The 16589-nt window shown below is 37.4% G+C and carries 16 protein-coding genes; 7 read left to right on the top strand and 9 right to left on the bottom strand.

Features of this window, described 5'->3' with window-relative positions:
* Window positions 1–67: 67 nt before the first annotated feature.
* From paaD to FW768_RS18275, 9 genes are all read right to left on the bottom strand, one after another.
* Entirely contained in the window at window positions 68–532 is a 465-nt protein-coding gene (paaD, locus tag FW768_RS18315; RefSeq protein WP_153397866.1) for a 1,2-phenylacetyl-CoA epoxidase subunit PaaD, read from the bottom strand.
* A 77-nt stretch (window positions 533–609) separates the two neighbouring features.
* Entirely contained in the window at window positions 610–1359 is a 750-nt protein-coding gene (paaC, locus tag FW768_RS18310) for a 1,2-phenylacetyl-CoA epoxidase subunit PaaC (RefSeq protein WP_153397864.1), read from the bottom strand.
* A gap of 91 nt (window positions 1360–1450) precedes the next feature.
* Complete coding sequence (paaB, locus tag FW768_RS18305) at window positions 1451–1732, bottom strand: 1,2-phenylacetyl-CoA epoxidase subunit PaaB (RefSeq protein ID WP_002981782.1); 282 nt, start codon at window positions 1730–1732, stop codon at window positions 1451–1453.
* Between the two features lie 114 nt (window positions 1733–1846).
* Entirely contained in the window at window positions 1847–2785 is a 939-nt protein-coding gene (gene paaA, locus FW768_RS18300) for a 1,2-phenylacetyl-CoA epoxidase subunit PaaA (protein WP_153397862.1), read from the bottom strand.
* A 96-nt stretch (window positions 2786–2881) separates the two neighbouring features.
* Window positions 2882–3967, bottom strand: coding sequence for a 2Fe-2S iron-sulfur cluster-binding protein (locus tag FW768_RS18295; RefSeq protein WP_153397860.1), 1086 nt, complete (start codon window positions 3965–3967; stop codon window positions 2882–2884).
* Window positions 3967–5283, bottom strand: coding sequence for a phenylacetate--CoA ligase family protein (locus FW768_RS18290; protein WP_153397858.1), 1317 nt, complete (start codon window positions 5281–5283; stop codon window positions 3967–3969). The genes FW768_RS18295 and FW768_RS18290 overlap by 1 nt, the downstream gene beginning before the upstream one ends.
* Window positions 5284–5750: 467 nt before the next feature.
* Complete coding sequence (locus tag FW768_RS18285; protein ID WP_153397856.1) at window positions 5751–6329, bottom strand: TetR/AcrR family transcriptional regulator; 579 nt, start codon at window positions 6327–6329, stop codon at window positions 5751–5753.
* Window positions 6330–6334: 5 nt separating this feature from the next.
* Window positions 6335–7771 carry a hypothetical protein gene (locus FW768_RS18280; protein WP_153397854.1) on the bottom strand — a complete coding sequence of 479 codons (1437 nt, stop codon included), beginning with the start codon at window positions 7769–7771 and terminating at the stop codon, window positions 6335–6337.
* Between the two features lie 5 nt (window positions 7772–7776).
* On the bottom strand, window positions 7777–8910 hold the full coding sequence (locus FW768_RS18275; protein WP_153397852.1) for an ABC transporter ATP-binding protein: 1134 nt from the start codon (window positions 8908–8910) through the stop codon (window positions 7777–7779).
* A 279-nt stretch (window positions 8911–9189) separates the two neighbouring features.
* Here FW768_RS18275 and clpB point away from each other — a divergent pair, with 279 nt between their 5' ends.
* The 7 genes from clpB to FW768_RS18240 all read left to right on the top strand — a co-directional run bounded on the left by clpB (window position 9190) and on the right by FW768_RS18240 (window position 16382).
* A complete protein-coding gene (gene clpB, locus FW768_RS18270) occupies window positions 9190–11784 on the top strand; it encodes an ATP-dependent chaperone ClpB (protein ID WP_153397850.1) in 2595 nt (864 codons plus the stop codon).
* Window positions 11785–11931: 147 nt separating this feature from the next.
* Window positions 11932–12084, top strand: a complete 153-nt coding sequence (locus tag FW768_RS23560) for a hypothetical protein (protein ID WP_185152004.1) — start codon at window positions 11932–11934, stop codon at window positions 12082–12084.
* 491 nt (window positions 12085–12575) lie between these two features.
* Complete coding sequence (locus tag FW768_RS18260) at window positions 12576–13577, top strand: zinc metalloprotease (RefSeq protein ID WP_153397845.1); 1002 nt, start codon at window positions 12576–12578, stop codon at window positions 13575–13577.
* Window positions 13578–13754: 177 nt separating this feature from the next.
* A complete protein-coding gene (locus FW768_RS18255; RefSeq protein WP_153397843.1) occupies window positions 13755–14300 on the top strand; it encodes a hypothetical protein in 546 nt (181 codons plus the stop codon).
* 32 nt (window positions 14301–14332) lie between these two features.
* On the top strand, window positions 14333–14983 hold the full coding sequence (locus FW768_RS18250) for a hypothetical protein (protein ID WP_153397841.1): 651 nt from the start codon (window positions 14333–14335) through the stop codon (window positions 14981–14983).
* Window positions 14959–15744 carry a sensor histidine kinase gene (locus tag FW768_RS18245; RefSeq protein WP_153397839.1) on the top strand — a complete coding sequence of 262 codons (786 nt, stop codon included), beginning with the start codon at window positions 14959–14961 and terminating at the stop codon, window positions 15742–15744. Before FW768_RS18250 ends, FW768_RS18245 begins: the two co-directional genes overlap by 25 nt.
* The gene (locus FW768_RS18240) at window positions 15741–16382 is read left to right on the top strand and encodes a response regulator transcription factor (RefSeq protein ID WP_153397837.1); all 642 of its coding nucleotides are present in this window, start codon (window positions 15741–15743) and stop codon (window positions 16380–16382) included. The genes FW768_RS18245 and FW768_RS18240 overlap by 4 nt, the downstream gene beginning before the upstream one ends.
* Window positions 16383–16589 lie beyond the last annotated feature (207 nt).

Genomic DNA, 16589 nt, shown 5'->3' with positions numbered 1-16589 from the left:
AACAATTGAACAGATTAACAATGTTACAAATAAAATGTAACAATATCGGCTACGCTTTGTTTATTGATTAGTGGCATTTAAAATAATCAAACGGCTCCAGACAGTCTAAACACTGATAAGAGGCCTTACATAACGTGGATCCGAATCTGCTGATCTGTTTGGTATGTTCGGAACCACATCTCGGACATTTTTTCGGTTTTCCGATATGATGTTCGTCTGCTCCTTTTTCCGGAGGGGTAATTCCGTAAACACGGAGTTTTTCTCTGGCTTCATCGGTTAACCAGTCTGTTGTCCAGATTGGAAACATTTTGGTTACCACCTTTGCATCCCAGCCGTTTTCCTTCATCATTTTGATGATATCCTCTTCAATGGTAAACATTGCAGGACAGGCGGAATAGGTAGGTGTAATGATCACTTCACAGGTATTTTCACCAGTAACATGAGCTCCTCTTACAATTCCCAATTCCACAATATCAATCACGGGAATTTCCGGATCAGGGATTGTTTTTAATAAATCTAATAGGTTGTTCAATTTCTTTAATTTAACAATTTAGCAGTAGAACAAGACAATCTTTACTGCATTGTTGTACTGATATATTGGTCCATTGTCTACCAGGTACATCCCGGATATGCTCTCTGCATATACTGCAACTCGCAAAGGATATATCCAAAATATTCTGTATGGTATCCTGTTCTTGATTTTGGCTGCATGAAAGGATTAGCAGGATATTCTAACCCAAACTCCTGAAAATCTTTTTGTGTAATGGCTACAAACTCATTGTATAGTTCGTCAGCATTGGGAGCAATATTCAAAGCGATAAGGTCATCCTCTCCTTCTACTTTTGCAAACAATCCTTTGGTGTATTCCCAGATATTCTCAATGGCTTTTACCAAACGTTCACGGCTTTCCTCTGTTCCCTGGGCAAAAATTTTCATCCAGGAAGAAGTGTGGGTATAGTGATACTTTACTTCTTTCAATGATTTCTGAGCGATGGCAGAAAGTTCTTCATCGGCAGAGTTGGAAAGGGCTTCATACATCAGCTTCTGATAGATGGAGAACACATATACTTTAAGAATTGTCTGTGCATAATCTTCATTGGGAAGTTCTGTCCAGTGAGCGTTTACATATTCGTGTTCATATCTTAAAAAAGCAATGTCATCTTCACTTTTACCGTTGTCAATTACTCTTGAAGCATACACGTAAAAATTATTAGCCTGCCCCAGCTCATCCAACGCAATATTTGTCAATGCAATATCTTCTTCCAGATAAGGACCTTCACCGCACCACGCAGACAAACGCTGCCCCATAATGAAGCTGTCGTCTGCTAGTTTTAATAAATAATTATATAATGGGTTCATTGTTTAGTAGATTTCAGATTTCAGACATCAGATTTCAGATCGACAAAAAAAGTCTGGTATCTGAGATCTCATATCTTAAAATCTTGATTAATTACATATTTTTTACGTCGTTAGGGATTTCGTAGAAAGTTGGGTGACGGTATAGCTTATCATCAGCAGGATCGAAGAATGCCTCTTTATCCACCCCTTCTGAAGTCACAATATATTTACTTGGAACTACCCAAACAGAAGTTCCTTCTTTTCTTCTTGTATAAACGTCTCTTGCATTCTGCAAAGCCATTTCTGCTGTTGGCGCCTGTACAATTCCAACATGTTTGTGGGATAATCCCGGTTTAGTCTGAATAAACACTTCCCACATATCTAAATTTGCCATAATTAATTTGAAAATTTGAAAATTGGTTAATTTGAAAATTGATTGATTGCCTTCATTGAAAATTTGAGAATTATTAACGTTTTTAATTTATTTTCAAATTGGCACATTTTCAAATCATATAACTTCTTTTTGTTGTTTTTCTGCAAAAGCTATCGCCGCTTCTTTTACCCAAGAGTTTTCTCTTTGAGCTTTTCTCTTCGTTTCAATACGCTTTTTATTACAAGGACCGTTTCCTTTTAAGATGGTCATGAATTCATCCCATGGAAGCTCTCCGAAATCATAATGCTGTCTTTCTTCATTCCATTTCAGGTCTTTATCCGGAATCGTCAATCCTAAGAATTCAGCCTGAGAAACGGTAACGTCAATAAATCTCTGGCGAAGACTGTCATTACTTTCTCTTTTAACTCTGTAATTCATAGAGATTTTAGAGTTTGGTGAACTGTCATCATTCGGGCCAAACATCATCAGAGCCGGCCACCAGAAACGGTTCAATGAAGCCTGAGCCATTTCTTTCTGTTGTTTGGTACCACGGCAAAGCGCCATCAGAATTTCATATCCCTGTCTTTGGTGAAATGATTCTTCTTTACAAATCTTCACCATTGCTCTTGAATAGGGTCCATAAGAGTTCCCCATCAGCATTACCTGATTCATAATTGCCGCACCATCTACCAGCCAGCCGATAGCACCTATATCTGCCCAGCTCAAAGTAGGGTAATTGAAAATACTTGAGTATTTTGCTTTTCCTTCCAACATATCATCATAGGTAGCATCTCTGTCTGCTCTGATGCTTCCGTCTCCTAATGTTTCTGTTGCAGAATAAAGGTATAAACCATGTCCTGCTTCATCCTGAACTTTAGCCAAAAGCGCCATTTTTCTTCTCAATGAAGGGGCTCTTGAAATCCAGTTAGCTTCCGGCAGCATCCCGACAATCTCAGAATGGGCGTGCTGTGAAATCTGACGAACCAATAATTTTCTGTAATCATCCGGCATTACATCTTTGGGTTCTACTTTATTTTCTTCGTGAACGTATTGAACAAATTTTTCTAAGTCCATAACTAAAATTTTTAAAATTTTAAAATGTAACAATGAATCAATATAACAGTCTAACAATAATTGTTACATGGGTAAACTGTTACATTGTTACATTAATTACACGTCATAATTAAGCATCACCACATTCGTTGTCGGGTGACATTGACAAGTAAGAACGTAACCTCTGGCTACTTCGTCTTCGGTAAGTGCGTAGTTTTTCTCCATGAATACTTCTCCTTCTAAAACCTGCGCTTTACACGTACAGCACACGCCTCCTTTACATGCGAAAGGAACAGGAAGCTGGTCTTTCAATGCTTTATCTAAGATACTCTCTTTTTTGGAATTTAAGTGGAACGAATATTCATCATCATCAATGATTACCGTTACCATACTTTCAATGTTGGCAATAGCCTTGAATTCATCACTCATTTCTTCGGAATTTTCTTCGTCAGGAGCGGTGAAATATTCAAATAATACCTGAATGGCAGGTACTTTTTTATCTTTCTTTAAATAATCAGCGATTCCTTTGATCATTTCTGCAGGTCCGCAGATAAAATAGGTCGCTTCTTTCACATCGATGTCTGTATATCTTTCAAACAGCTGTTCCAGTTTTTCGGCTGAAATACGCCCTTCAAATACAGGATCTTCGTGTTTCTCACGGCTTACCAGATAGATTACTTTCAGTCTTCCGTTGAAGTGCTCTACCAACTTATCAATCTCTGCTCTCTTCATCACATGATTCATGCTTCTGTTGCTGTAGAAAAGATAAGCGTTGCTGTTAGGCTCCTGGTAAAGGCTTTCTTTAATATTTGATAAAACAGGACTGATTCCGCTTCCCGCCGCCAAACCAACATAGGTTTTTACGTTCGTAGGATGGTAAGAGGTATTGAAACCACCCATTGGAGGCATTACTTCCAGCAGTTCATCCATATGAAGATGTTCATTGAAATATCCTGAAACTTTTCCTCCTTCAAGGAGCTTTACCAATACTTCCAACGTGTTGCTTTTCTCACTTGGGGCATTGCAGATAGAATAAGAACGTCTCTCTTCGTTTCCGTTGATAATCATCCGGAAATTAAGATACTGTCCCTGCTTGAACCTGAATTTATCCTTCAGCTCTTCAGGGATTTCTACCGCTACATTTACTGCTTCGGAAGTATCTTTCTGAACTTTTACAGTCTTAAGTTTATAAAATGAATTCATTATTTTTTAAGTATTCTATTAATTTTTCCGCCTTCACACTTCGGTAAGCTGTCCTGAGCGTGAATTTTTACTTTTGTGGTGATTCCTACCCGTTTTTTTATTTCGTTTTCTATGCTTTTTCCAAAGTTTCCAACAAAATTAAAATAATCATCGGTACCCGCCAGTATTTTTTGATCTTTCACCAATTCATCTGCGATTTCCACATCAATATCAAGTGCTACACACATCTGTTCTTTTTCAACGGGTGTCAGGTAATAATTCGGAACGACTCCTTTTACATGGGAAAAGGCTTCTTCAATCTGGCTTGGATAAACATTCACCCCTCTTACGATCAGCATATCGTCTGCCCGGCCTTTAATAGGTCTCATTTTCACCATGGTTCTCTTGCTGTTTTCATCATAATACAGGCTGGTGATATCGTTGGTCCAATATCTTAAAAGCGGCATTGCCTTTTTCGTTAATGTGGTAATCACTAAAACCCCTTCTTCCCCGAAAGGAACCGGCTGTTTGGTAACCGGATCTAAAATTTCCGGATAGAAATGATCTTCCCAGATGTAAGAACCTCCTTTTTCCTCAAAGTCTTCCATGGAAACCCCGGGACCGATAATTTCGCTTAATCCGTAGATATTCGTTGCATGAAGACCTAATCTTTCTTCAATATGTCCTCTGATAATTTCCGTCCATGGCTCTGAACCTAAAACCGCATATTTCAGACTGATTTCTTCAGCAGAAATTCCTCTGTTGGCAAATTCCTCGGCAATTGTCAGTGCATAAGACGGCGAACAGCAAATGACTTCCGGCTTGAAATCCATGATCAGATCTACCTGTCTTGCCGTCATTCCTCCTGAAATCGGAAGAACACTCATTCCTAATTTTTCTGCTCCATAATGTAGTCCCAGTCCACCGGTAAAAATTCCGTATCCGTATGCATTATGCAGCTGCATTCCCGGTCTGGCTCCAGCAGCATTTAATGATCTTGCCACCACTTCACTGAAAAGGTCTACATCTTCTTTGGTATAGCCCACCACGGTAGGCTTTCCCGTTGTCCCGCTTGAACAGTGAATTCTCTGCAGTTCACCTTTCGGAACAGTGAAGAGGCCGAATGGATAGTTATCTCTTAAATCCTGCTTATAAGTAATCGGAAGTTTCGCAATATCTTCTACCGACCTTATCTCTTCCGGAGCAATTCCTGATTTATTAAACTTTCCTCTATAAAATTCTGATCGCTCTGCAAGATAGGTGACCAAAGCCGCCAACCGGTCAGACTGAAGCTGTCTCAACTGATCGAGCTTCAAATATTCAACTGAAAAATCCATATCTTAACTAACTAACATTTGTTAGGTGTAAATTTAAAAAGATTTTGCTATCTGGCAAAATTTTTATGATTTTTATCATATTTTGAATGATTCTAAATAACTGGAATTCTGATGAGATAAGAATCGAAGATGGGAGCAGGAAGATGGAAGTTATAAATTGCGCATTTAAATTATGGCGGTTACCCTTAGTTTTAACAAACGATAAGACCTTCTAAAAAATCTGCTCAATCTGCCGGATCCGCGAGAGTTAAAATCATAAAATCTGTAAATCCGTGCCGTCTGTGGGAAAATTTGCATTGCTTCTTTTTTCAAACGCAAAGTTCATTGATAGGCAATGCTGATTTAGAGGAGGCAAAGATCGAATCAACTCCGTTGATTCGATGAAGCGGTCGTATAGCGACACGCTTACTATAGGCAAATAGTATAAAGCCGTTCTGTGGGAAATTTCTGTTTAAAAACGGGGCTCATCAGTATTTTTGATTTCCTCTCAGCCCGAAAAGAATTTTATCTCTTATCTCGCTAGTAATCTCATCGGTAGAATCGCTGTTTCTTTTGAACCAGAAATAAGAGTTATTTAGGGTATGCAGAATAAATCTTGTGGTAAAAGAAGGTGATTTCAATTCCCACATTTCCGCTTTGTAAATTTCAGAGATCAGCTCTTCCACTTCTTCCTGATAATTTTTTCTCAACTCTACAAATTCAGGAAGCCTTTCTTCGAGATGCTTCCATTCATTGGAATAAATATGGGTGACATCGCGGTTTTTAAGCACTACGGATAAATGCCTGTCAATAAACAAGTTTAGTTTATCCTTTGGGGCAGCTTCAGTACTTTTCACCTTCTGAAGTTCATCAAAAAATTCCTGAGCAATACCAAAGCATATCCATTCCAAAATTTCTTCTTTAGAACGGATGTGGGCATATAAAGATGCCGCCTTGATGCTGAGCTTCGTAGCCAGATCTCTCACCGAGCTTCCCATATACCCTTTCTCTTTGAAAAGTTCTACGGCTACGTCTAGTATTTTTTTCTGTTTTTCTTTAAGTTCCATATTTTTCAGTTACCCGGAAGTGCTTTTCGGCTGCGTACCCATCTTAATAAAAGAAGCATCACAATACCTGTCAAAATAAGATTTCCTGCTGCTGCATCACTAAAAAAACGGTCTAAAGTATAGGATTCACTTCCAGAATAAAAACTAAACTGGTGTGCCTGCATACTCCAGAATGCATTGCGAAACACAGCTATTACAGAGGGAATTATGAAAGTAAAGCCTAAAATAATTACATTTAATGCTACTGATGACAGGTTTTTCCTGTATCTGGCGATAAAAGCAAGCGACAGGAAAACAATTAATTCCACGAGCAAAGCTATCAAAAAAATCTGAAAACCTACAACACGGTCACTAATAAATCCCAGCAAAGCCGTATTTATGATTACCAGTAACATAAACGTCACAATAGAAATAAACCATTGCAGAAGAGAAGATATCCTGAATGTAATTACAACCATTGATAAGGTCGTCGCCAGATACAGCAATGCCAGAAAAATATCATAATGCAATACTTTAGCATCTTTTCCCATTATTAGATTCCCGTAATACTCTTTCAGGATATAAGAATCTGCGTAGAGCCCTTTTTTATTAGGAAGGTATTCAGGAACATCATAGGAGTTCCCCCTTCTGTCACCAATTAAAACATCAGAAACAAATTCCTTATTATAAAAATATTTAAACCACAGTGCAGTGGTTACATTAGTTTCTAAATGATGTTCTTTAAGCAGATCTAAATACTGGCTCAGGATTTTTTGCAGCTGTACGGAATCATTTCTGTAAAAGAGCTGTCTGACCTGATCTGTATATAAAGAATCTAATTTGTTATCATAATAAAATACTTCCCGATCCTGATTGGCTATCATACTTTTCCAGGGATACTCTTTATCTTTATATTTGAAAAACTCACTATCAATAGTCTGATATACAGAATCAACAGGATCTATATAGGAACTTTCAGGCTGTCTTTCCTTATTATAATCATCATTAAGCATCAGCAGCCTGCCTTTATAGGTAATTTCAGCATTCCGGCTTAGCTGCTCAGCAGAAAAAACAGTTCTTGCTGCATCTCTGCTTCCATAATTCACTGAGAAAAAAGCCATTGAAAAAAACACAAAAATTCCCAGTACAATCCACCATTCTTTAAAAAGATCGTCTTTCTTTTTAGGGTAAAATGATTTGAAACCATTATTCCTGATATAAAACAGAAACCATATAAGAAGAATAACACTTCCTATAATCCCAATTCCGAACGCTGTAAGATCCCTGTGTTTATAAAAATAAACATCTTTACGATAAAGATCTTTTCCAAAATCATTAAACCAGAAACCAGCCAGAAATGCCAGTATATGAAACAGTATTCCCACTATAACTATATAAGGAAATCTGGTATTCCACAACAATGGAAACCGAAGCAGTAATTGAGTATCAAATTTTTTCAACATAAGATCTATTTTAAAAAGAAAACCCGGCTTGATTTTGAAATATCACGGAAATAAACCAGATTAATTTCCTGGTCCAAAGAAAATTTCATAAAATCTTCCCTCTTCAAATCTCCGTTAAAAGTGGCTATAAATGTACTTCCGTTCTGCTCAAGAGAATGCAGTGGCAATATAGAGAGCTTACACTTAAGTTCTGTAATTCCTTCATTCGTTTCGAATTCTACAATAAGAGATCCGGTTTCGTGTGCATTCAGATTCTGCTGTCTTCCTTTTTTCAGAAAAATAATCTGACCGGAATTTTTCTCAACTTCGTACAGTTGCTGTGAGCTGAGAACTACTGCCAAGGGACGAAACGGTGAATCCGCAATCTGTCTGAGATCTTCCAAAACGGTTTGCTGCGCAATAATATCCAGATTGGCAAGCGGTTCATCAATGAGCAGAATTTTAGGTTTTCTTAAAAGCATTCTGGCTAATTCAAATCTCATCTTATATCCTGAACTAAGATTTTTCCAGGCATATTCTTTAAATTCTCTTAATCCGAGCCTTGCAATGATCAGTTCTGTAATTTCAACTGCTTCATCAGGAGAATATCCGTATGATACCGCTGTAAACAAAAGGTTCTGAATAAGACTTCCTTTCCATGAAGGAGTACGCTGCGGAATATAAATAAGTTTGGAACGAAGATCATAGGCATCCGTATAAGGAAACAGATAATAAAGTTCTCCTTTATCTGCTTTCAGTTCTCCACACAGAGATCGGAGAAGTGTTGTCTTTCCGTTTCCATTCTCTCCTACTAAACCTGCTATTTCTCCGGTTCTGAGCTCAAGGTTCATAGGACCTAATGTAAAGGATTTAGAATGTTTTTTCTCCCAACCAATCATTTTAGTGAGAATATGGCGGTCCACAGGTTCTTTGTTCTGAAGCTGATCTGTAACTTCAGAAAGTAAGGCTGTCAGTTTTCCCGGCACCTCTTCCGAATGCTGGTGGCTGTCAAACCATTTCAGGAATAAGTTGGTTTTTCTGTAAAAATTAACGTGCTCTGTATCCAGCGTAAAATCTATAATCCGTTTCAACGCCTGATGATAATTCCCGGAACTGATCTGCTCTGCAGTTTCCTCTTTCTGTTTATGAAAAGTTTTCATCGGTTTTTATTTCGTCCTAAAAGGTATTAAATATTTTGTTTCCCCCGAATAAAATTAAAATCGGAAATTTTGTCAAGTTAATTTTACGTTAAAAATAACAAATCCGGAAATTTTGTCCATATTTTTTATAAATTTAATAATTGAACAGTTTTTGCGGTAAGGTAATCGATTAAATGATTAAATAACTGATGGCATTAAGAAACTAAGCCTTAAAATTTAGTTTCTTGATGTTTTTAAAAAAATTAAACCTGAATATATCATTACAAAAAACATAAAAATATGAACTTAAACCAATATACTGTAAAATCACAGGAAGCCATCCAGACAGCACAGCAGACTGCAATGGAGTTTGGCAACCAGAGTATCGAACCACAACACATTCTGGAAGGAATCTTCCAGGTGGATGAAAATATATCGCCTTTCTTATTAAAAAAATCTGAAGCAGATGCCAATCTGGTAAGAGAACGCAACCGTGAAAGTTTAGAAAAACTTCCTAAAGTACAGGGAGGAAATATCTACTTATCACAATCTGCTAACAAAGTATTATTAGATGCCCCCAACATCGCTAAAAAAATGGGTGACGAATATGTAACGATTGAGCATTTATGGCTATCCCTTTTAGAAACAACTTCGGAGGTCTCCAAGATGCTTAAAGATATGGGCGTAACCAAAAATCTTTTGGAAGGCGCCATCAAAGAATTAAGAAAAGGAAGCAAAGCTACTTCTGCCAGCTCAGAAGAAACCTATCAATCCTTAAATAAATATGCAAAAAACTTCAACGAGTTAGCTGCTGAAGGGAAGCTGGATCCGGTAATCGGACGTGATGAAGAGATCAGAAGAGTGCTTCAGATCCTTTCCAGAAGAACAAAGAACAACCCTATCCTTATCGGGGAACCCGGTGTAGGTAAAACCGCTATTGCTGAAGGAATTGCACACCGTATCATCAGCGGGGACGTACCGGAAAACCTGATGGACAAAACATTGTTCTCACTGGATATGGGAGCTCTGATCGCTGGCGCCAAATATAAAGGTGAATTCGAAGAGCGTTTAAAATCCGTTGTGAATGAAGTCATCAAGTCTGATGGACAGATTATTCTTTTCATCGATGAGATCCACACCCTTGTAGGAGCAGGAGGTGGAGAAGGAGCTATGGATGCTGCCAATATCCTTAAACCAGCTTTGGCAAGAGGCGAACTGAGAGCTATCGGAGCGACTACCTTAAACGAATATCAAAAATATTTTGAAAAGGATAAAGCTTTGGAAAGACGTTTCCAGAAAGTAATGGTGGAGGAACCGGATACTGAATCCGCTATTTCCATTCTTCGTGGAATCAAAGATAAATATGAAGCTCACCATAAGGTAAGAATCAAAGATGAAGCGATTATTGCAGCAGTAGAAATGTCTCAACGGTATATTTCAGACCGTTTTCTACCGGACAAAGCAATTGACCTTATTGACGAGGCTTCTGCAAAACTGAGAATGGAAATCAATTCAAAACCGGAAGATCTGGATGTACTGGACAGAAAACTGATGCAGCTTGAAATTGAATTAGCGGCTATTTCCAGAGAAGGCAACCAGACGAAAATTGATCATTTGAAGGAGGATATTGCCAAAATCTCCGAGGAGAGAAACGAGATCAATGCCAAATGGCTGAAAGAAAAACAGAAAAGTGAAGATCTTACCCAGATCAAAAAAGATATTGAATCTCTGAAACTGGAGGCAGAAAGAGCATCCAGAGCCGGAGATTATGCAAAAGTAGCAGAGATCCAGTATGGAAAACTCCGCGAAAAAGAAGAAGAACTCAGTAAGATGGAGCTAGAAATGCAGAACCATCAGAATGAGCTTATCAAGGAAGAAGTTACTTCTGAAAATATTTCTGAGGTGATTGCAAAATGGACCGGTGTTCCTGTAACAAAACTATTACAATCAGAAAGGGAAAAGTTACTGAATCTTGAAACAGAGCTTCACCACAGGGTTGTTGGCCAGGATGAGGCTATTCAGGCTGTAGCAGATGCTATCCGAAGAAACAGAGCCGGGCTGAGTGATGAGAAAAAACCAATTGGATCATTCCTGTTCCTGGGTACAACCGGAGTTGGTAAAACTGAATTGGCAAAAGCTTTAGCAGAATTCTTATTTGATGATGAGAACAACATGACGAGAATTGACATGAGTGAATATCAGGAACGTCACAGTGTTTCAAGATTAGTGGGAGCGCCTCCGGGATATGTAGGATATGATGAAGGCGGACAGCTTACTGAAGCGGTAAGAAGAAGACCTTATTCTGTAGTTCTTCTGGATGAAATTGAAAAAGCTCATCCGGATGTATTCAACACGCTTCTTCAGGTCTTAGATGACGGACGTTTAACGGATAACAAGGGACGTGTGGTGAATTTTAAAAATTCTATTATCATCATGACTTCGAATTTAGGTTCACATCTGATCCAGGAGAATTTTGAAAATATTACGGATGAAAACCAGGATGAGATTGTGGATAAAACCAAAGACGAAGTTTTTGACCTTCTGAAACAGACTCTGCGTCCGGAATTCCTGAACAGAATTGATGAGGTAGTATTGTTCCAGCCTCTCAGAAAAAAAGAAATCGGAAAAATTGTTCAGTATCAGTTGAGAGGATTTAATGATATGCTTGCAAAACGTAACATCATCATGACTGCTACTCAGGATGCCGTAGATTATCTGATGAACAAGGGCTATGATCCCGCTTTCGGAGCGAGACCTTTAAAAAGAGTGATCCAGCAGGAAGTTCTTAATAAATTATCCCGAGAAATTCTTGCCGGAACCGTGAATGACGGAGACCGTATCACTTTAGATTATTTTGACGAAACCGGTCTTGTTTTCAGACCGTCAGAACAATAAGTAGTTTTTTTTCATATATATTATTTTTGTAAGTAAGTGCTGCAGCCCAATCTGCAGCACTTATTTTTTTAACCATCATTTATCAAAACAAAGTGAAATATCGTTATATTTACAATACCACAAATTATCAACTCAAACAAAATCATTATGAAAAAGTTAAAAAGAAATGAATTAAAGAAAATCAGCGGCGGTGCAGCCGCGGTAATTACAGAATGTGATATCAATATGAACTGCCCGCGAGGCCTTTGCTGCTCCACCGGAAATATCTGCAGAGACCCGAAAAGATATCCATGTATTTAACTTCAGTTCGGGATAAGAATATTTGATGGATGCAGGTTTGAAGCTGGATGATGGAAGAGGGAAGTTTTCAAAGCCATTAAGAACAAATATTGATCTGTTTTTATTTAATTTGATTTTCTGGTAGTTTTCAATACGTATAACTAAAAGTAACTTCCAGCCTCCTTCTTCCATCTTCCAACCTTTTACCTTTTAACTCCTTAACCCGAACTAAGGTTATTTAATAAAAACACCAACCGGAGAATTATTTTTCCGGTTTTTTTGTCTTTTTGATGAAATTATTTTTTTCACGGTAAATTTTACTCTCATGTGCCTCATATTATTTTTTAAAATATAAGATGAAAAATTTTCAATAAAAATTAAATAAAAAAGGATAATTTAAATTACAAAAAATACATACTTTAATGTAAAAAATGTTAAAATGCTAAATAATACATAATCAATATATATTTTTCATACATTTGTGATAAACCAAACCACAAAATATAAATTTTATGAAAAAAACAGTATTAGGAGTATTAATTACTCTTTTTGTTTCATGTAACAATGAAATAGAAAATCCTACCGCCGAAAATCCAATTCAGGATCAATCCACAGCACTTGCTAAAGACGGCGCCATATGCGGCTCGGATGTAGTAAGACAGAAGCTCCTTTCAGAAAATCCCGATGCAGCACAACGTATGATGCAGATAGAGAACAACACCGCTGAATTTATTGAACAGAAAAAGATGGGCAAAGTTCTTCCGGATGGCAGTGTTGAAATCCCGGTGATCTTCAATGTTCTGTACACCAATTCAACGAATAATGTGTCTGATGCGAGAATCAACTCACAGATTGATGTACTGAACAAAGCTTTTGCGTCAACTCATGCTAATGTTTCCAACATTCCTTCTGCATTCCAGCCTGTGAATGCCGGAGATACGAAGATCAAATTCAGACTGGCTCAGATTAACAGAAAATCAACAACTACTTCCAACTGGGCTCCTAATGATAATATGAAAAGATCCTCTACAGGTGGAATCAACGCTACAGACCCTACGAAATATCTGAATATTTGGGTGGTTAATTATATGCCATACCAAACCGGCTACGTACTTGGATATGCTACCTTCCCTGAATCTGCAGGTCTCTGGAATGACGGAGTGGTTATGATGGACGAATACGTAGGTGAAGGCGGACCAGTAGCTACCCATAATAAAGGAAGAGTAACAGTGCACGAAGTAGGTCATTACCTAAACCTTAGACACATCTGGGGTGATGCCAACTGCGGAAACGATTTCGTAGATGATACGCCACAGCAGATCACTAACCACAGAGGCGTTCCTTCTTATCCTAAAATGGAAACATGCGGTGGTGTATCGCGTTCAACAATGTTCATGAACTATATGGATTATTCTGATGAAACAACACTGTTTATGTTTACCAAAAAACAAAACGACAGAATGCAGGCTTCTATTTCTGCTAACGGACCAAGGGCCGGGTTGAGAATATTATAAGCACAATATCACATTTTTTATATTAAGTCTCCAGATCATTTTGGAGACTTATTTTTTTTTCAAGTTTTATACAATCCGTAAAAACACGGAGAATTAAGGGGAAAAAACACATACGTTTTAACATAAAATTTCACGAAATTTGCATTAACAACTAACATTTTACTATAAAACTACGTTATGAAGACAAAAATTACTCCAGAAGGTGATGCTTTAGCAGCTGCCCACGGAACAAATACGATCGCCTCAGATCTTGTTCAGACACTTATTAACAATTATAGAAGCAACCAGATGAATCTGGTTAACAAAGGATTAGGCATTACCGATTCTAACTCGATCTGGTTTGATCTTCCCAAGCTGAAAAATTTCATAGCAGCCATGGAGGATGAGATCAAAAGTAGTAATCCTGATGTTTCAGATGAAGATATGGGAATCCGGTTTTACTATGCAGCCTATCCAAAAGCAGAAGAATGGGATATCATGGCAGACCATCCTGTGGAAAAGGAATATGCAGAGAGACATACGCTTGTTATGATTCCTACGATGAAAAAAGCTGATGAAAATGGTGAGATGCTGGATTATGATTTTAACCCGTTAAATGAGATTTCAGGAAAATCAATGGCTTTGTTTTCAAAATCAAAAGGCGGCACATTCCCTGATATTACGTTCGCAGAAAATCATGGAACACTGGCTCCTCCATCAGATCCTAAAGTACAAAGTTTTTAATTTGAGCTCACCCATTTCACGTAACACCCTATATGACTGATTTTCAGAAATTACTTCAGGAATCTTTAATCTGGACAGAAGGATTTGCTGCCATAGTTTCTCTTTTTTACTACAAACGTGAAAAAGACTATACCTGGAAGTATTTCTCACTGTACCTTGTTCTGATGTTTCTATGTGAGGCAATGGGAAAATGGGGACATCATCTTATAGAATATGATAAACCTAAGTTTTTCAATTACTTTGTGATTCCTGCAGAATTCATTTTTTTCTATTGGTTGTATGCTTCAAAATCTTTTGGAAAGCCCAAGCTATTTTACATCCTGTCATTTCTGTATTTACTCTCTTTTTTACCCAGTGAGTTTTTCTTTACCAGTAAAAAAATAATCTTCTCATTTAATTATACCTTCGGATGTCTCATTCTGATGGTACTCGTAATTATGGAATATTATAAACAGGTCAATTCCTCGGAAATTTTAAATTTCAGCAGAAACAAGATGTTTTACATTAACCTGGGAGTTACATTATTCTATATCGGAACATTACCATTCTGGACCTTCTTTAGCCTCCTCAGCGAGTATAAAGAACTCTGGAATCTCTATTTTAATTATTTTCTGATCACCGGAATTATTATGTATCTTTTATTTTCAATTTCATTCATATGGGGAAAACAGAGCTCATCATAACAATTATTCTCTTTAATATCTTTTTTGTGCTGTTTGTTGTAGCTGTAATTATATACATCCGAAAATACAAACAGCGCAAAAGAGAATATATCAATGAAATTGAAATAAAAAATGAAATTCACAAACGCGAACTTCTGGCCACACAGCTGGAGATTCAGCAGGCTACCATGCAGCAGATCGGCCGTGAGCTTCATGATAATATCGGACAGAAGCTGACTTTGGTAAGCCTATACACCCAGCAGCTCCTATATGAAAACAAAGTACCTGAAGTAAGTGAAAGAATCGATCAGGTTTCACAAATTATCAACCAATCGCTTCAGGATCTCAGAAGCCTTTCAAAAACCCTGACTGATGACAATATAACCCAGAAGGAAATTGTAACTTTGATTCAGGAAGAGGTAGATAATACGAATGCTTTTCAAAGATGCCATATCACATTTGAGCACAATTTTGAACAGCTGGATCTTGGGTTTGTTCATAAAAATGTACTGCTGAGGATTACACAGGAATTTATCCAGAACAGCATCAAACATGCCAATTGCAAAAATATTTTCATCAACCTGAATACTTCTGAAAATATTCTTTGGGAACTCAATCTCAGGGATGACGGTATTGGATTTGACAGTACCAAGACCACATCCAACGGTATCGGACTGACCAATATGAAGAACAGGGCAGCCATTATAGGAGCAGAATTCAAATTTGAAAGCCAAGAAAACATCGGTACCTCGCTCAACATTATTTTAAAGAAACAATCATGAAAAAAACTATAGTGATCGTTGACGACCACATTCTTATTGCCAAAGCTCTGGAAGGCATCATAGGTAACTTCAGTGAATTTGAGGTAATTTATGTATGTGAAAATGGTAAAGACCTGATCCAGAAGCTTGAAAACAAAAGCCCGATTCCGGATATTATTCTGTTAGACATCAGCATGCCCATCATGAACGGCTTTGAAACGGCAGCCTGGCTTACAAAAAATCATCCTGATATTAAAGTGATGGCCCTCAGCATGCAGGGTGATGATAACAGCGTCATCAAAATGATTAAAAGCGGAGCAAAAGGATATTTATTAAAAAATACTCATCCAAAAGATCTGGAAACGGCATTGACTAAATTAAATTCCGAAGGTTTTTTCTATCCAGAATGGGCCTCAAAGATCATTTTTTCCAATATCGGAAAAGAAATGGACACTGAAAATACAGTACGAATTTCAGACCGTGAAAAAGAGTTTCTGAAATATACCGTTACCGAACTAAGCTATAAAGAGATTGCAGATAAAATGTGCTGCAGCCCGAGAACGGTGGAAAGCTATCGTGACCAGCTCTGCGATAAATTAGATCTTAAAACCCGGGTAGGTCTTGCAGTTTTTGCCATCAAAAATGGTTTCGCCAATTGATCAGGAAATATATTCCGAAAAAAATCAATCATTTCTTTATTTAATCTACAATATTTCACCTTATAAAGATTAATTTTTAATTAAAATATCCTGTTATGTTTATCGAAAATAAATTTAAATCAATAAAATACGCGATAACATAAATAAAACATAATAATACGCGCTATATTATGCGATATATATAAATATTTTTAAATTAATTTTGCA

Origin of the sequence: Chryseobacterium vaccae (assembly GCF_009602705.1) — a bacterium.
GTDB lineage: Bacteria > Bacteroidota > Bacteroidia > Flavobacteriales > Weeksellaceae > Chryseobacterium > Chryseobacterium vaccae.
The sequence above is the reverse complement of the archived record's forward strand: the minus strand, read 5'-3'. Positions and strand labels throughout refer to the sequence as shown.